This is a genomic window from Cobetia sp. SIMBA_158, assembly GCF_046566945.1.
Taxonomy (GTDB): domain Bacteria; phylum Pseudomonadota; class Gammaproteobacteria; order Pseudomonadales; family Halomonadaceae; genus Cobetia; species Cobetia amphilecti.
Genome location: NZ_JAWJYL010000001.1, coordinates 699,832 through 717,501, shown reverse-complemented (window position 1 = coordinate 717,501; position 17,670 = coordinate 699,832). Strand labels below are relative to the sequence as shown.

The following is a 17,670-nucleotide window of genomic DNA, read 5'->3' as shown; positions in this document are numbered from 1 at the left end:
CCGTGCCTTTTCGCGACTCTCCGAAATAGGCTATTTTCGTTCATTCGCACTCTCGCAAGCTCACCACAACAGTCATGAGCGTGCGACAGCCAGCAACGCCCAGCCCCATGCCGCGCTGACTGACATAACCATAACGATCGACGCTGAACACCAAGGACATGATTGCCATGCACGCCATATCCCCTGCCCGCCATCCCTTCTCACGCAGAAAGCATGCTCGACAGCGCGCTGGCGCCCTGCCCACTGCGCTGCTGCTCAGCCTTGGCCTGCTGGCACCCTTGAGCGCCAACGCCGCCCAAGAGGAGCAGAACGAACAGACCGACTTCGCCCCGCAGGGCAAGACGGAGTGCATCGCGCCAGCCAAGCCCGGCGGTGGTTGGGATTTCACCTGTCGCAGCGTGGCCCGCCTGCTGGATGAGCAGAACCTCATCCCTGCCGGCATGCAGACCCTCAACGTGCCCGGCGCCAGCGGTGGCGTCGCCTTCGCGCATGTGAAGTCCAAGCGCCACGCCGATGAGCAGGTCATCGTCGCCGCCTCGAGCGCGACCACCACCCGCCTGGGCCAGCATGCCTATCAGGACGGCAAGGTCGACGACGTACGCTGGCTGATGACCCTCGGCGCCGACTACGGTGTGATTGCCGTGGCCGAGGACTCGCCCTATCAATCGCTGAACGAGCTGCTGGCCGCCATGCAGGCAGACCCCAAGGCGGTGCGCTTCGCCGGTGGCGATGTCGCGGGCGGCTTCGATCACCTCAAGGTGCTGATGGCGGCGCGTGAGGCGGGTATCGACAACCTGCGCGCCCTGCCGTACCTCGCCTACGACTCCGGCTCCGTCGCCATCACCCAGGTGATGGGCGGCCACCTCGAAGCCTTCACCGGCGACATGACCGAGGCCCGCGGCTTCGTCGAATCCGGCCACCTGCGCCTGCTGGCAGTGTTCAGTGAAGAGCGTCTGCCCGGTCAGTACAGCGACATCCCCACCGCGCGTGAGCAGGGCATCGATGTGGTCGCGCCCAACTGGCGCGGCTTCTACCTGCCGGGTGGCGCATCGGATGCCGCCTTCGACTGGTGGGAGCAGACCCTCAACCGCATGGCCGAGACGCCCGAGTGGCAGCAGGTGATGCAGGACAACGGCCTGATGCCGTTCCACAAATCCGGCAAGGCGTTGGATCGCTTCATCACCCAGCAGGTCAGCGATGTCGAGCAGATGTCGCAGGAGCTGGGCCTGCAGTGATCAACTGAAGCCTGAGGTCCGACTCCCTGCGACACCGAGCGCCGCGCTCGTCTGTGGCGAGAGCTCAAGACTGGCAAACCTCAAGGCTGACAATAGCTCATGGCAGCCCTAAAAAAGCCGCCACCCCGTTTGCCGAGGTGGCGGCTTTTGGCGACTGACTGGCTTGCCCCAGCGACCTCAGGGCATGGAGGGCCAGGGCCCCTTGGGCGGCTGATGTTCGGAGTCAAACTGATAGGGCGATGCCTGGTCGCGCTCTTCGTGCGGCTCAGAATCTCTCTCTGAATCTGTCTGTGACCGAGGCTCTGTTTCTGCTTCCTGCTCTGCTTCTGTCTCAGTTGCCAGCTCCGCTCCCGGCAACAGCTCGGACAACCGCTCCGTCTCGAACGCGATTTCCGTGTCTGCGTCAGCCTCAAGCAGCGGCTCTGCCACGTACTCGTGGTCCGGCTCCACCAGCTCCGCCTCCTCCAGCGGTGCGACGTTGGCCTCGAACGCCTCATCCAGCGCCTCTTCCAATGCCTCCTCGAAGGCTTCTTCCAGTGCGACCTCGAAGGCCTCTTCCTGCGCCGCCGCCTCGGCTGCCTCGGCGGCCAGCTGCTCATCCTCGGCGTGTTCATGTGCCCATTCCACCGCCACCTCAACCGCCATCGGTGACGCCGTCGGCAGGATGTTGAGGTAACTGTCGGTCTCCTCGACCGGCACCATCTCGCGCTGGGTGATCTGATAGAGCGCATACAGCGAGATGGCCACGAAGGTGGTCGCCAGCACCAGCCAGAAGGCGTAGGGGTCCATCACCTCCATCGCGCCACCTGCCGCCAGCGGCCCGACGATGGCGCCCAGCCCGAAGGCGAACACCAGCCCGCCGGAGGCGCCCGGCATCTCCTCGGCCGACAGCGAATCATTGGTGAAGGCCAGCAGCAGCGCATACAGCGGTGTGGTCACGCCACCGGCAAAGAAGGCCGAGGCGATCAACGGCCATAGCGCATCGCCCGCCATCCAGCCGAACAGACACGAGCCTGCCCCGGCGGCGGACAGGCCGCAGATGAGCACGCGGCGGTCCATGCGGTCCGACAGCCAGCCGATCGGGGTCTGCAACACCAGCGCACCGGCGAACAGCATGGCGATGAACAGAGCGATATGTGAGCCCGACAGGCCCACCTGGGTGCCGAAGACCGCGCCCATTCCCGACTGGGTCGCATAGACACTGCCGAGCAGAAAGATGCCGATGGCACCCAGCGGTGACGCCTTGAACAGTTTCGCGAACGACATGGCGCGCGACACCTCGACCGCCGGTGCCACGGCCGCCGACAGCAGAATCGGCCCGAAGGAGATCGACACCAGGATGGAGGCACAGATGAACAGCACCGAGGTCGCGGCGTCGCCCAGCGTCAACAGGCCCTGAGCGCCGATGATGCCCAGTGTCTGCGCCATCATGTAGGCCGACAGCACCTTGCCGCGCGTCTCGTTGCTGGCAGCCGCATTCAGCCAGCTTTCCGCCGTGACATAGATGCCCGACATGCAGAAGCCGATCAGCAGGCGCAGCAGCGTCCAGGCCCAGGGCTCGGTCAGCAGTGGCAAGGCGATCAAGGCCGCCGAGATGAAGCTGCCGAGTGCCGCGAACACCCGCACATGCCCGACCCGCTGGATCAGTACCGGCGTATAGCGCGCGCCGGAGAGAAAGCCCACGAAGTAGCCCGAGGTGACGATCGCCAGCTCCGCCGAGGAGAAGCCCTCGATGCCGCCACGCAGACCGATCAGCGTGAAGTGCATGCCATTGCCGAGCATGATCAGCACGATACCCAGCAACAACGCCCACACACTGCCCAACACCTTGGCCATGAGTCTTCTCACCTCCCCTGTCCCCTTGCACGATTGCCGATGGCACCCGGTCAGCACGCAGTCTGGCCACCGGCTACACGCTAGACCAAAGCCCAATGGCCACGCTTCTGCTGCAACGCCGCATAACGTTTCAAACACGACAAGCAAGCCATGACGCCCGTGAACGCACAGCTCACGCAGGCGACGCAAGCGCCCCGCTCAGGCCTGCTGTGAGAGGTGCGAGGGAGGCATGCAAGAGCAGCGAGAGAGAAGCAAGAGAGCGCCAGACAGTGCCAGATTCCGGCACGACGTCCAGCCAGATCATTCACAAAAATGCACCGCAAAGGTGCGTAAATATGCCTTTCGACCAAGGTCGGTGCGACGAATGGGTATCTTGCGAGCCATCGGGCGGCAGTCTAATTTCACCATACAGAATAAAGTTCCGCCTTACAGAATTGTAAGGTTGCTGTCAGGTTCGCGGCCGCAGGGCGAGTCTCTCGCTCGACCGCTGCCAGCGCCTGACCCACGACATGTGCCGCTACCACAATCCAATAACACTAGAGGTCGCCATGACACGTCATATGACACTCAAACTCCTGACAGCCGCGGTGGTCACCGCCATGTCCGCCCAGGCCTTCGCCTTCGAACCGAAAGGCAAGGTTGACTGCATCGCTCCGGCTGACCCGGGCGGCGGCTGGGACTTCACCTGCCGCAGCGTCGGCAAGATCCTGTCTGAGCTCGATTTCGTGCCGGGCAACGTGCAGACCATCAACATGGCCGGTGCCGGTGGCGGCGTCGCCTTCGCGCACACCGTCTCCAAGCGTGCCGGTGACGAGCAGCTGCTGGTGGCCGCCTCCACCGCGACCACCACCCGTCTGGCCCAGGGCCAGTTCCCGGGCATGAATCAGGACCAGGTCGAGTGGATCGGCGCACTGGGCGCGGACTACGGCGCCATCGCCGTCTCCAAGGATTCGCCATACAACACCCTGAGCGAGGTGATGGACGCGCTGAAGAAAGACCCGAAATCCGTCAAGTTCGCCGGCGGCAGTGCCGCAGGCGGCTGGGATCACCTCAAGGTGCTGATCGCTGCCCAGGCAGCCGATGTCGAGAACCTGCCCAAGGTCTCCTACCTGTCCTACAACAACGGCGGCGAAGCCATCACCCAGGTCGTCGGCGGCCACGTGCAGGCCTTCACCGGTGATATCTCCGAGATCCAGGGCTTCATGGAATCCGGCGACCTGAAAGTGCTGGCCGTGCTCTCCGAAGAGCGTCTGCCAGGCAAGCTGGCTGAGGTGCCGACCGCTCGCGAACAGGGCATCGATGCCGTCGCCCCCAACTGGCGCGGCTTCTATATCCCGGCCGGTGTCAGCGACGATGCCGAGCAGTACTGGACCACCACGCTGGACAGCGTCTATGAAAGCGAAGAATGGAAAGACGTGATGACCAAGAGCGGCCTGATGCCGTTCCACAAATCGGGTGCCGAGTTTGATGCCTTCGTGAAGGCACAGATCAAGGACATCCAGACCCTTTCCAAGGACATTGGGCTGATTCGCTGATGAATGACCGCATCTTTGGTCTGCTGATGCTCACCCTGGCCGTCGCGTACGGCTGGGGTGCCCAGCAGTTCCCCGAACCCTTCGGCGGGGCCGAGTCCATCGGGCCCGAAACCTTCCCCACGGTGCTCTCGATCGTGCTGGCGCTGAGCAGCCTGTATCTGATCGTGCGCCCCGACCCGGACCAGCAATGGCCGTGGAGCCGCACCGGCGCCGAGATGGTGCTGGCTATCGTCATCCTGTGCCTGTACACCGCACTGCTTGAGCCGCTGGGCTTCATCGTCACGACCACCGCAGCGGTCGGCACCCTGTGCTGGCGCATGGGCTCCAAGCCGGTTCGCGCTTACGTGACAGGCCTGCTCGGCGGCATCGTCGTCTTCGCCCTGTTCAACTTCGTGCTTGAGCTACCACTGCCGCTGGGCATCCTGGAGGTGGCGTAATGGAAAGTCTTGGCTTCTTGATGCAGGGCTTCGGCATCGCCCTGCAGCCAGAGAATCTGATGTTCGCCGTGCTGGGGGCCTTCCTGGGCACCCTGATCGGCGCACTGCCGGGCCTGGGCCCGGCCAATGGTGTGGCCATCCTGATTCCGCTGGCCTTCACCCTGGGCCTGAGCCCGGAAACCTCGCTGATCCTGCTGACCTCGGTCTACGCCGGTGCCATGTACGGCGGGCGCATCTCCTCGATCCTGCTCAACATCCCGGGCGATGAGCCGGCGATGATGACCTGTCTCGATGGCTATCCGATGGCCCAGAAAGGCAAGGCCGCCGAAGCGATGGCCATCTCGGCGATCGCCTCCTTCATCGGCAGCCTGATCGCCACCATCGGCCTGATCGTGATGGCGCCGTGGCTGGCCAGCTTCGCGCTGACCTTCGGCCCGGCGGAATACTTCGCGCTGTTCGTGCTGGCCTTCGCCACCCTGGGCGGCATCACCGGCAAGAACCCGGTCAAGACACTGATGGCCGCCGCCATCGGCCTGATGATCGCCACCGTCGGCATCGATGGCTCCACCGGCACCCAGCGCTACACCTTCGATGTGCTGGAGCTGTTCGAGGGCATCGACTTCATCATCGCCATCGTCGGTCTGTTCGCCATCTCGGAGCTGCTGTTCTTCATCGAACAGCACGCCGGTGAAGGCAAGCCAATGATCGCCATGAACAAGATGACCCTGAAGCTGAAGGACATCGTCGCCATCCTGCCGACTTCCTTCCGCGGCGGTGTGCTGGGCTTCATCTCCGGCGTGTTGCCGGGCGCCGGTGCGTCGCTGGGCAGCTTCATCAGCTACACGCTGGAGAAGAAGATCCTCGGCAAGAAAGGCAACTTCGGTGAAGGTGATCCGCGCGGCGTGGCCGCCCCGGAAGCCGGCAACAACGGTGCCGCCTCTGGTGCACTGGTGCCGATGCTGACGCTGGGCGTGCCGGGTTCCGGTACCACCGCGGTGCTGCTGGCGATGCTGATCTCGCTCAACATCACCCCGGGCCCGCTGATGTTCACACAGCACGGCGACATCGTGTGGGGCGTGATCGCGGCGCTGCTGATCGGCAACGTCATCCTGCTGCTGATGAACATCCCGATGGTCGGTATCTTCGTCAAGCTGCTGTCCGTGCCGCCCAAGTACCTGCTGCCGGTGGTGACCATGGTCGCCTTCGTGGGCATCTACTCCATCAGCCACTCGACCTTCGACCTGTACTTCATGGTCGCCTTCGGGGTCGCCGGCTACTTCCTGCGCAAGCTGGACATCCCGCTGGTGCCGGTCATCCTCGGCATGCTGCTTGGGCCAGAGATGGAGAAGAACCTGCGTCACGCCATGCAGCTGTCTGACGGCGACTGGACCATCCTGATCGGCAGCCCGCTGGCCGTGACCCTGTGGTGCATCGCCATCGCCGGTCTGCTGCTGCCGGTGATCGTCGGCCCCATCCTGCGTCGCCGCATGAGCGCCGCCAAGGCCGCCACCGACGCCTGATCCTGGCAAGGGTCCGCGCCTCTCATGAGGTGCCACGCCCTGAATGACAGCGCCCTGAATGACAGCGCTCTGAATGACAGCGCTCTGAAATGACATCGCCCCCGCCGGCAAGACCGGCGGGGGCGATGTCATTTCAGCACTTCAAGACTCCTGTCACTGGTGAGCGCGCATCAGTCGCCCTGCTGCCACTGCGCGAGCAGGCGGTGGGCCTGGGCAGGCGTCAGGCGCGCCGTCGGGCCACTGAGCACGATGACTTCCGCCGGTGCCAGCCCCTCGTCGTGATGCTGGGCGACGCTGACCGCCAACGCCGCCACCGACAGGCCGGCGGCTTCACCGGTCTCGATCTCGCCACTGTCGACACACTGCTGCAGCAAGGCGGATAGCGCCTCATCGACCAGCTCGCCCTCCTCCAGCTGATGACGCAGCGGCCACTGGCTGACATGCGCGTACTGGCACATCGCCTGACGCGGGCGTGTCACGCCCTCCACCGGTCGCGCCTCGGCCAGCGGGCCATGCTCGACCAGCATCAGGCTGGCCGTCTCGCCACTGGCGGCATTCAGCGCCGCCAGCCAGCCGCGCAGCTGAGCCTCGCGGGCCGGCAGCGCCGGTGCCAGCTGGGCAAAACGCCCCAGCGCCGCGCCGATGGAGTAGATGCCGTGGCTGTCACGCGCCACATAGCCGAAGTGCTCAAGCGAGCCCATCAGCCGCAGAATCGTGCTCTTGTAGAAACCACTGGCCTGCGCCAGCTCATTGAGCGTCAGGCGAGGGGTCGCGGTGGTAAAGGCTTCCAGCAGCGTCAAGGCACGCTCGACCGCTTCCACACGTTGATTGGCCATGCGGCGGGACTCCCACGGCAGGTGAAGAACGAGGCTGACAGGCAACGTGCGCCATGCCGTCTCAATGGACTTGAATCATGCCATAACGTTCTGACAGACAGAACATGACGCGCCTGTCGCACTGACGATACTGGCCGTGCAGCGTGGTAGAATGGTGAGCTACGACACTATTTCCGGTTACGTCCGCACAAGGTTCGCTCATGTCCATCTTCATCATCACCTTCGTGGTCTGCCTGATCGTCACCGTCGGCACCGTGGCCATGCTGATGATGTCGCGTACGCCGCGCTTTCGTACCGACTACAGCGATATCGCCCGCGTGCTGGACCAGGCGATCAGCGGCGAGATCAACGAGAACGAGTGGCACAGCGTGATCGGCTACCCGATTCGCCATGATGAGTATCTGGAGAGCCTGCGTCGCCGCTGCCAGGGCATCTTCGACAACCATGCCCGGCCGTGGCAGCTGGCCCAGGGCGGTGCGCTGTTCTCGCGCGCCGGCCGTGAAGAGCTCAACGTGCTGCTGGGCCATCTGCGTGCCCGCACCGGTGTCGCGGAGACTCGCGCCTGATGGCCGCCAGCGAGATGCGCCTGATCCCGCTCTCCAATCTGCGTGAGCACCACGATCACAGCTACCACCAGCTGGTGATCGGCCTCGATGGCCTGGCCGAGTTCGAGATCGAGGGCCAGGGCGGCGAGATTCGCCCGCTGACCGGCTGCATCGTGCCGGCCGATCATGTCCACTACTACGCGGGCATCGGCGAGAATCGCCAGCTGATTCTCGACCTGCCCGATGATGCGCCCTACCTGACCGGCCATCACCGCGAGCTCAAGCGTCTGTTCGAACGTCCACGCTTCTTCACGCTGGACACCCGCCTGCGCGGCTATCTGGAATTCATGCTCGCGGAAGTCAACGACTACCAGCAGGCGCCGGGCGACCTGCTCGCCGCCACCTTCCTCGCCTGCCTGAACACGCGCATCGAAGAGCCGATGAGCGCGCTGAGCACCAGTGGCCGTCAGCTGGATCTGGTCGCGCTCAACCGCTTCATCGACGCCAATCTCGGCCAGCGCCTCAGCGTGGCGGATCTTGCCCGCCAGTCGCATCTCTCCGAGCAGCATTTCAGCGAGCGCTTCCGCGTCCTGACCGGGCTCTCGCCCTATCAGTATCTGCTGCGCCGTCGGCTGGAGGAGGCACGCCAGCTGCTGGGCACCAGCGAGCTTTCCCTGTCCCAGATCGCGGATCGCTGCGGCTTTGCCAACCAGAGCGCCCTGTCCCACGCCTTCCGCAAGCATCTCGGCTTCCCGCCTTCGGCACTGCGCAAGTCCTGATCGAGTCGGCAGGAGCCGGTGAGGCGTGCGTGTCAGATCCGCCCGTGTGTCTGACACGCCGCTCTTGAATTCGCCGCTCTTCGATTCGCTCTCTCTAGCACGCCCTCCTTGATTCGCTCCTCTCTCTAGCCAGCCCTTCCTCAATTCGACCCTCTCTGGAAGCACATCGCTTGGGAGACGCACGCCGTTCAACGTCGTTCCCACCCTCAGCTGCAAGCCGGTTCACCTTCAAGCCTCTGCCACCTTGGTCTAACAAGATCGCGTCATTTCGCGGCACAGCCTTCGACAAAGGTCGGAGAAGCGTGTCACTTTTCTGACATGCCCGTGAATTTGACATGCGCAGCCGAGAAATTGGAAAGACCCGCCCCCCTGCGCCACCCTACATTCTCAGTCATACATCCAGACGTGCCGCTGTCGCGCTTTCTGATGCGTTCTGCATCACTCCCGGCGCTGTGACTCGGCAATCCCATTCGGCGCTTCGACGCCCAGCAGCAAGGGGTTCGCACCATGACCACCTCCACTTCCTCCGATCAGCCCAGTGCAGTGAATGCCGCGATCGCCTCGGCCACGTCCACAGCCGCCCAGTCATCGACAAACGACAAGCAAGGGGTTCTCAAGGGCAATGTGCTCAAGGACAACATCCTGCGCAGTGACCAGATGCTGGCCGCCAGCACCTGGCAGCAGACTCCGGAGGCGCTGTTCGCGCGCTTAAGCGACCACTACCTGGTCGAGGAAAGCGCCTACGTCAGCGAGCTGGTCGGGCTGCTGAACGCCGAAGACAAGGATGCCAAGCGCATCGGTGACAAGACGGCCGAGCTGGTTCGCGAGATCCGCACCATGGACACCGCCGTCGATTCCATCGACGAGCTGCTGCAGCAGTACAGCCTCGACACCCAGGAAGGCGTGCTGCTGATGTGTCTGGCCGAGGCGCTGCTGCGCATTCCGGACAAGGAAACCGCCGATGCGCTGATCGAGGACAAGCTCGGCGTGGCCGACTGGAAGTCCCACCTGGGCCAGAGCGAGTCCTGGTTCGTCAACGCCTCCACCTGGGGCCTTCTGATGACCGGCAACGTCATCAAGATGGATCTGCCCAAGGGTGACGGCAAGCCGGCCACCTTCATCAACCGCATGGTCAATCGTCTCGGCGAGCCGGTCATCCGCCGCGCCATGTACCAGGCGATGAAGGTGATGGGCAAGCAGTTCGTGCTGGGCCGCGACATCAAGGAAGCGCTCAAGCGCTCCCAGCCGCTGTTCGACAAGGGCTACACCTATTCCTATGACATGCTGGGCGAAGCGGCCTGTACCCGCGACGACGCCAAGGGCTACTTCGACGACTACGCGCGTGCCATCCGCACCGTCGGCGAAACCTCGCGCAAGCTGAAGGAAGGCACCCCGTCGCCGTCCGTCTCCATCAAGCTGTCCGCTCTGCATCCGCGCTATGAATTCGGCCGTCGTGAGCAGGTGCTGGAAGAGCTGGTGGCAAGCGTGCGTGAACTGGCCGGCATCGCCCGCGAGCTGAACGTCGCCATCACCATCGATGCCGAGGAAGTCGATCGCCTCGAGATCTCGCTGGAAGTGTTCCGCGCCGTCTACGAGAGCGACACCTGCCGTGGCTGGGGCAAGTTCGGCCTCGTCGTGCAGGCCTACTCGACACGTGCCCTGCCGACCCTGCAGTACCTGAACCGCATCGCCGACCTGCAAGGCGACGAGATCCCGCTGCGCCTGGTCAAGGGCGCCTACTGGGACAGCGAGATCAAGGAATCCCAGGAGCTGGGTGTCGAAGGCTATCCGGTGTTCACCCGCAAGGCCTCCACCGACGTCAGCTACCTGGTCTGCGTGCGCTTCCTGCTGTCCGAGAACACTCGCGGACGCATCTACCCGCAGTTCGCCACCCACAATGCCCACACCATCAGCACCATTCTGGATGTGGCCAACGCCGGCGAGACACGTCAGTTCGAATTCCAGCGTCTGCACGGCATGGGCGAAGCCCTGTATGAAGCCGCGCTCAAGCGTGCCCCCAAGGGGACCTGGTGCCGTATCTATGCGCCGGTCGGCGCGCACAAGGACCTGCTCCCGTACCTGGTGCGTCGTCTGCTGGAGAACGGGGCCAACTCCTCGTTCGTTCACCAGCTGGTCGACCCGCGCGTGCCGGTCGAGAGCCTGTGCACCCACCCGGTGGTCACGCTCAATCAGTACCAGACCTACCACAACCCACGCATCGCGCTGCCGCCGAACATCTATGGCGCAGACCGCCTGAATTCACGGGGCATCAATCTGAACATCAATAGCCAGTACCAGCCGCTGATCGACGAGATGGCCACGCACATGGACACCACCTACGAAGTGCGTCCGCAGCTGGCCTTCGATGTCGAGGTCAATGCCGAGCGTCGTCAGGCCGTCACCTGCCCGTTCGACCGTCGTGACACCCTGGGCCACGTGCAGTGGACCAGCGCCGAGGAAGCCTCCAAGGCCATCGACGCCGCCTGGGCTGCCTTCCCGCGCTGGGAGCAGACACCGGTCGAGGAACGCGCCGCGATTCTCGAGCGCTTCGGTGACCTGATGGAAACCCACACCGCCGAGCTGATGACCCTGTGCTCCCGCGAGGGTGGCAAGCTGCTCACCGACGGCATCGCCGAGATCCGTGAAGCGGTCGACTTCTGCCGTTATTACGCCAACCGTGCGCGTGCCGACTTCGCCGAGCCGACCGAGCTGCAGGGCCCGACCGGCGAGCACAACCAGATCATGCTCGGCGGCAAGGGCGTCTTCGCCTGCATCAGCCCGTGGAACTTCCCGGTCGCGATCTTCTGCGGCCAGATGGTCGCCGCCGCCGTCACCGGCAACACCGTGGTCGCCAAGCCCGCCGAGCAGACCTCGCTGGTCGCTCACCGCGTGGTCGAACTGCTGCGCGAAGCCGGCATGCCGCACGATGTCGTCCAGCTGCTGCCGGGCGATGGCCCGACCGTGGGTAGCGTGCTGTCCAGCGACCCGCGCATCACTGGCGTGTGCTTCACCGGCTCCACCCAGACCGCACAGATCATCAACCGCTCGCTGGCCGCGCGTGAGAACGCTCCGCTGCCGACGCTGATCGCCGAGACCGGTGGCCTCAACGCCATGATCGTCGACTCCACCGCCCTGCCGGAGCAGGTCGTCAATGACGTGGTGCAGTCCGCCTTCCAGAGTGCCGGTCAGCGCTGTTCCGCCCTGCGTGTGCTCTACGTGCAGGAAGACGTCGCCGAGCGCGTCATCGGCCTGCTCAAGGGCGCGATGGACGAGCTGAAGATCGGCGACCCGCGTGATCTGGGCACCGACGTCGGCCCGGTCATCGACGAGGAAGCGCGTGCCGGTCTGCTCAAGCACATCGAGGAATATCGCAGCCAGGGCCGCGTGATCGCCGAAGCCGCCGTCGACAAGACCATCACCGAGCACGGCACCTTCGTCGCGCCGGTCGCCCTGCGCATCGACGGCATCGATAGCCTGGAAAGCGAGCAGTTCGGTCCGGTCCTTCACATCGCGACCTGGAAAGGCGGCGAAGTGGACAAGGTCATCGATACCATCAATGGCCTCGGCTACGGCCTGACCTTCGGTGTGCATTCGCGAAACGAAAGTTTTGCTAATGCCGTTGCACAGAAAATTCGTGTTGGTAATGTCTACGTCAACAGGAATATCATCGGTGCTGTGGTAGGTGTACAGCCGTTTGGTGGTCAGGGCTTCTCTGGTACTGGCCCGAAAGCCGGCGGCCCGCACTACCTGCACCGCTTCGCTACCGAGAAGACCCGTACCGTCAACACCACGGCTCTCGGCGGCAACGCGTCTCTTCTCGCCATGGGCGACGAATGACCGACGCTGCCTGCTCTCGCGGCAGCAGCAGAGGTCATGCCTGGCGGAAGACTGCATGCTGGACGTGCATGAGGTAGCCAGGTGACAGGGCATCAGGACGATGCCCAGTGGATGACGGCAGCACGCCAGGCCGTCATCTGCCCCGGACACCGACAGGGACGCCCACGGACATGAATCGCCAGCGACTGGCCCCTCATGCTCGTGCCCTGCGGTGTCCGTTGCCGTTTCCCCTTTTGACTCGACGGCAATATGCGGGGACGGACGAACGTCAGAAGATTCGTTTATGCGCTAGTCTGAACGTACAAGATTGGCAGGAACTTGCGAGAGCCGCCGCGACATGGCCCTCGAAGGACGTTCGATGCATGACGCAGGACTCCCGGCGACGGTCTGACAGGAACCGTCACTGGCAGTGAATCATCACGACGCTCGCCGTCCGACAACAATAAATGCAAAGGATTTACTCCACGATGGTCGATAACAGCCCCACCATACTCATCACGTTCGCTATCTATCTGGCGGTGATGCTCGGCATTGGCCTGCTGGCCTACAAGCGCACCTCCAACATGTCGGATTACATCCTGGGTGGCCGCTCATTGGGCCCCTGGACATCCGCCATTTCCGCCGGTGCGTCTGACATGTCCGGCTGGCTGCTGCTGGGCCTGCCCGGCGCTGCCTACCTCAGCGGCCTGTCCGCTGCCTGGATCGGCATCGGTCTGCTGGCCGGTACCTGGCTCAACTGGCTGATCGTCGCCAAGCGCCTGCGTATCTACAGCTTCGTCGCCAGCGACTCGCTGACCCTGCCGGATTACTTCGAGAAGCGCTTCCGCGACAACTCCAAGATGTTGCGCGTCATCTCGGCCGTCTTCATCCTGCTGTTCTTCCTCTTCTACACCAGCTCCGGTCTGGTGGCAGGTGGCAAGCTGTTCGAGACCGTCTTCGGCCTCGACTACACCATCGCCGTGACCGTCGGTACCATCGCCATCGTGTCCTACACCTTCTTCGGCGGCTTCCTCGCCGTGTCGTGGACTGACCTCATCCAGGGTCTGATGATGGCTGTTGCCCTGATCGTGGTGCCCATCGTGGCACTCACCGACATGGGTGGCGTGGCAGAAGCGACCTCGCGCATCACCGCCGAGAACCCGCTGCTGCTGGAATGGTTCCGTGACGCCTCCACCGGCGAAGCGCTGACCCTGGTCGGCATCGTCTCCTCACTGGCGTGGGGCCTGGGCTACTTCGGTCAGCCGCATATCCTGGCGCGTTTCGCGGCCATCCGCAGCGAGAAGGACATCGGCGCGGCACGTACCATCGCCGTCGTCTGGTCTGCACTGGGTCTGTTCGCGGCCATCTGCATCGGCCTGCTGGGTCTCGTCTACGTGCCGAAGGACCTGGCCGACAGCGAGAAGATCTTCATGGTCATGGTAAACTTCATCTTCCACCCGGCGGTTGCCGGCGTGCTGCTGGCCGCCATCCTGGCTGCCGTGATGTCCACCGCTGACTCCCAGCTGCTGGTGTCGTCCTCTGCCCTGGCCGATGACTTCTACAAGGCGCTGTTCAAGAAGGATGCGACCCAGTCCGAGCTGGTGTGGGTCGGTCGCTTCGCGGTGGTCGGTATCGCCATCATCGCCTGGATCCTGGCGCTGGACCCGAACTCCAGCGTGCTGGGTCTGGTGTCCTACGCCTGGGCCGGCTTCGGTGCCGCCTTCGGTCCGGCTCTGATCATGTCGCTGTACTGGCGTCGCATGAACCGCTTCGGCGCGCTGGCCGGCATCATCGTCGGTGGCGTGACCGTAGTGGTCTGGAAGCAGCTTTCCGGTGGCATCTTCGATCTCTACGAGATCGTGCCGGGCGTCATCTTCGCCTACATCGCCATCTACGTGGTCAGCATCATGAGCGCAGCACCGGCTGATGAGATCACCACGGAATTCGACAAGGTCGAGAACCACGCCTGATCGAGGTGTGACAAGACACTGTTGAAGCCTGTGTTATTGCCGTTCACATCGGCAATACGACAACGCCGCCCCTCGGGGCGGCGTTGTCGTTCCTGGCAACTTGTCCTCACTGACTCTCGCTGTCACGGCTTTCTCATATGGCCTAATCACATTGGCGAGGCTTGCGGAAATCGATCACCCAGACTCCCTCTTGCAGTGACAGCGCTGGCGATGGCACTTGAGACTGTACTTGAGACCGAACCGATGAAGGGGCTGAGGGCTGGCTGGTGGGCTGATCGGAGGACTGACTGACAGCATCGCCCGACGCACAGGGCGAATTCGCTTGCAGGCGTGCCTTGAGCGCCTCATCGCGCAGCAAGGTCACCGCGCTGGCGCCCGCCAGGCGCAGCCGCACCACGGCCCAGTAGTTGTCGGGCGTGAAGGCGGCAACCAGATTCTGGCCTACGGCCGCCACCTGCTGGCGAGCGACCCGCGCCAGCGGCGCCACTGGCGCCTCGCCCAGCACCAGTACCGGCAAGGCATCGCGCGGCTGGTAGCGCTCGGCGTCGCGGGGCGAGTCCAGCGGCAGGCCCTGTTCCCGCGCCTGAGCCACCAAAGTGCTCGCCAGCTGTGTTTCATGGGCCTGCTGGGCGGCCAGCGCATTGCTCCAGGCGGCGAAGATCACCGCATGGCGCACCAGCAACAGGCAGGCGACGATCAACAAGCACTGCGTCAGCGGGCACTGCGTCAAACGCCGCCAGACAGATATCTTGCGCTGCGTGTTGGCCGCTTCCGTCATGCTCGGCGTTGCGCCTGCTTCCGTGCTCGCTCTCACACTCTCACTCGTACTCTGAGCCAGCATCAGGGCACCGCCCAGCAGCGGTCCCCAAGCGATCAGGGTGCGCGAATGAAATACCGGCTCGGCCAGCAACAGCATCGGCCCCCACAGGGCGGGAACCAGCAGCAGCGCCCACAGGGCCCAGCTCATGCGCTGCAGCGATAGCTGGCGCGCCGAGCGAGACCTGCCCTCGGGCGCGCCAGCGGCCTCGGCGTGACGTAAAGGCACGCCGTGAGGCAGGAGTCGCAACAGCGCCACCCCGGCCAGCAGCGCCAGACTGAGCAGCAACGTGACCTGCCCCAGCCCCTCACGCAGCGCGCCCAGCGCCACGCTCAGGTTGTGCTCGATCCCTGCCAGCAAGGCCTGAGGGTCGGCGAAGGGCAGCATCTGGCCATGCTGCTGACTGTACTCGCCCGCCACCAGCAGCCGCGTGATGGGCAGATAGAGCAGCAAGGCGACGGCGGCCAGCGCACCACGCTGCAACAGCATCCGCCAGCGCGACCACAGTGACGTGCTGGCAGCGCCCGCGAACAGGGCTTCGAGCAGGCTCAGCACCAGAAAGGCATTCAGGGCTGGTTGATAGCAGCACAGCGCCAGCAACAACAGCAGCAAGGCGCTCAGCGGCGGCTGCCAGACTTGCCATGGGCCTCGCCCTTCGCTTATCCCTCCGGTTGGCTCTCCCTCTGCCCCGCTTTTCCCGCCAGCACGCAGCACCAGACTGGCCAGTATGGCACTGGCCAGCGCCACGCTCATCGGCAGGCTGTCGAAGGCGTAACTGAAATTCTGCAGGGTGAAGGGCGTCAGCCAGATCAGCGCATTGCCCACTACGCAGCCCGCCAGCGAAAGTCCCGGCAGCCATCGCCACCAGGCCAGCGCCATGCCCGCCGCCAGTCCCCAGGCCGCCAGCTGCGGCAAGGGCGCGACATTGACCAGCACATCGCCGAAGCCCAGCAGACGCATGATGCCCTCGGCGGCCGGGCGCGCATTGAGCATCCAGCCGTAATAGCCATCCAGCGCACGGCTCATGTCATCCAGATACAGCGCGCGCGTGGCGATCAGCGGCACAAGCCCGAGGCCGATCACCACGAGACTGGCAAGCAGGATGCGCCATGCCTGACGCCGTCTGGCATCAGCGGCATCACACGCTTGGGACAACGGCTGCGACCTTGTCATGCACTGGACTCCCGATCAGAACGATACCCAGGACGGATGACGTCGAGAGTACCTGACTCGGGGCGCGATGGAATGCCCCGACGAAAGCCCATGAAAAACGCCACCCGAGGGTGGCGTTGTCGACCTGCATACGTGCTACGGAAGTTACTCGGCCGGCGTGCTGGCCTGATGGAAGTGCACATCGCGCTGCGGATAGGGAATGCTGATGCCGCGCTCATCGAAGGTCAGCTTGATGCGTTCGGTCATGTCCCACTTCAGCGCCCAGTAATCGGAGGCCTTGCACCACATGCGGAAATTGAAGTTGACCGAGCTGTCGGCCAGTTCCGCCACGGCGATCAGGTAGGACGGCTCCTTCATGATGCGCTCATCACCGGCGACCAGCTCCTCGAGCACCGCCTTGACCTGACGGATGTCGTCGTCATAGCTGACACCGACGACCAGGTCCAGACGCCGCGTCGGCAGCGCCGAGTAGTTGGTGATGGTGTTGGACATCACGCTGGAGTTCGGCACGGTGACCTTGCGGTTGTCCGGCGTCACCAGGCGGGTCTGCAGCATGGTGATCTGATCGACGCTACCGGAGGTGCCGGCGGCTTCGACGTAATCGCCCTTCTTGAACGGGCGCAGCGTGACCAGCAGGAAGCCGGAGGCCAGATTGGACAGCGAGCTCTGCAGCGCCAGACCGATCGCCAGACCCGCCGCACCCAGCGCGGCGATCATGGAGGTGGTATCGACACCGAGCTGGTCCAGGGCGGTCAGCAGCACCATGACCACCAGGATGGCGTAGGCGATCTGGCCGACGAAACCGGCCGCCGCCTCGTCCATGCTCTTGCGGTGCAGCAGCGAGGTCGCCCACTGAGTCAGACGCTTGGCGACCCACATGCCGAAGACCAGCACGGCCAGCGCCGACAGCAGGGTTCCGCCCCATTGCAGCCCTATCTCGAACAGCTGACTGGTATCCATGGGGATGGCATTCAAAAATTCCACGACAACTCCTTGAGCATCCCTTGCGTGGCAGTCAGCTGACCACCGGGTGCTTTATCGTTATAGGGCACGAGGCGCGCGCCGGGGACGCACTGACACTCGGCCGAACGGATCATTGGGTATTCACGCGCACACAATTTACCTGACTATCGGCGTCACGTCAGTGCTCTTGCGCCCGGGGCCGCGTGCC

At 64.1% G+C, this 17,670-nt stretch carries 12 protein-coding genes; 8 read left to right on the top strand and 4 right to left on the bottom strand.

Annotated features, from left to right (window positions below; genetic code table 11):
* Positions 1-167 precede the first annotated feature (167 nt).
* Complete coding sequence (locus tag R2R70_RS03285; protein WP_410977251.1) at positions 168-1,235, top strand: Bug family tripartite tricarboxylate transporter substrate binding protein; 1,068 nt, start codon at positions 168-170, stop codon at positions 1,233-1,235.
* A 177-nt stretch (positions 1,236-1,412) separates the two neighbouring features.
* Here the strand turns inward: R2R70_RS03285 and R2R70_RS03280 are convergent, their stop codons facing one another.
* Positions 1,413-3,071 (bottom strand): MFS transporter, encoded by a 1,659-nt coding sequence (locus R2R70_RS03280; RefSeq protein ID WP_410977250.1) that lies wholly within the window; start codon positions 3,069-3,071, stop codon positions 1,413-1,415.
* Between the two features lie 560 nt (positions 3,072-3,631).
* Between R2R70_RS03280 and R2R70_RS03275 the strand changes: the two genes are divergently transcribed.
* Genes R2R70_RS03275 through R2R70_RS03265 form a run of 3 tightly spaced genes read left to right on the top strand, consistent with a single transcriptional unit; the run spans position 3,632 to position 6,563 of the window.
* Positions 3,632-4,606: a Bug family tripartite tricarboxylate transporter substrate binding protein gene (locus R2R70_RS03275; protein WP_225996384.1), complete on the top strand. Its 975-nt coding sequence runs from the start codon at positions 3,632-3,634 to the stop codon at positions 4,604-4,606.
* Positions 4,606-5,043: a tripartite tricarboxylate transporter TctB family protein gene (locus tag R2R70_RS03270; RefSeq protein WP_043335453.1), complete on the top strand. Its 438-nt coding sequence runs from the start codon at positions 4,606-4,608 to the stop codon at positions 5,041-5,043. The genes R2R70_RS03275 and R2R70_RS03270 overlap by 1 nt, the downstream gene beginning before the upstream one ends.
* A complete protein-coding gene (locus tag R2R70_RS03265; RefSeq protein ID WP_043335451.1) occupies positions 5,043-6,563 on the top strand; it encodes a tripartite tricarboxylate transporter permease in 1,521 nt (506 codons plus the stop codon). Before R2R70_RS03270 ends, R2R70_RS03265 begins: the two co-directional genes overlap by 1 nt.
* A gap of 170 nt (positions 6,564-6,733) precedes the next feature.
* Here the strand turns inward: R2R70_RS03265 and R2R70_RS03260 are convergent, their stop codons facing one another.
* The gene (locus tag R2R70_RS03260; protein ID WP_410977249.1) at positions 6,734-7,399 is read right to left on the bottom strand and encodes a helix-turn-helix domain-containing protein; all 666 of its coding nucleotides are present in this window, start codon (positions 7,397-7,399) and stop codon (positions 6,734-6,736) included.
* A 200-nt stretch (positions 7,400-7,599) separates the two neighbouring features.
* Between R2R70_RS03260 and R2R70_RS03255 the strand changes: the two genes are divergently transcribed.
* From R2R70_RS03255 to putP, 4 genes are all read left to right on the top strand, one after another.
* On the top strand, positions 7,600-7,965 hold the full coding sequence (locus R2R70_RS03255; protein WP_043335450.1) for a hypothetical protein: 366 nt from the start codon (positions 7,600-7,602) through the stop codon (positions 7,963-7,965).
* Positions 7,965-8,723 (top strand): AraC family transcriptional regulator, encoded by a 759-nt coding sequence (locus R2R70_RS03250; protein ID WP_054556785.1) that lies wholly within the window; start codon positions 7,965-7,967, stop codon positions 8,721-8,723. The genes R2R70_RS03255 and R2R70_RS03250 overlap by 1 nt, the downstream gene beginning before the upstream one ends.
* Positions 8,724-9,380: 657 nt before the next feature.
* Positions 9,381-12,560, top strand: a complete 3,180-nt coding sequence (gene putA, locus R2R70_RS03245) for a bifunctional proline dehydrogenase/L-glutamate gamma-semialdehyde dehydrogenase PutA (RefSeq protein WP_410977326.1) — start codon at positions 9,381-9,383, stop codon at positions 12,558-12,560.
* Between the two features lie 467 nt (positions 12,561-13,027).
* Positions 13,028-14,509, top strand: a complete 1,482-nt coding sequence (gene putP, locus R2R70_RS03240) for a sodium/proline symporter PutP (RefSeq protein WP_107335200.1) — start codon at positions 13,028-13,030, stop codon at positions 14,507-14,509.
* Positions 14,510-14,651: 142 nt separating this feature from the next.
* Here putP and R2R70_RS03235 read toward each other — a convergent pair whose 3' ends face one another.
* A complete protein-coding gene (locus R2R70_RS03235) occupies positions 14,652-16,499 on the bottom strand; it encodes a glucosyltransferase domain-containing protein (protein WP_410977248.1) in 1,848 nt (615 codons plus the stop codon).
* A gap of 144 nt (positions 16,500-16,643) precedes the next feature.
* The gene (locus R2R70_RS03230) at positions 16,644-17,483 is read right to left on the bottom strand and encodes a mechanosensitive ion channel family protein (protein WP_233593456.1); all 840 of its coding nucleotides are present in this window, start codon (positions 17,481-17,483) and stop codon (positions 16,644-16,646) included.
* Between the last annotated feature and the right edge of the window lie 187 nt (positions 17,484-17,670).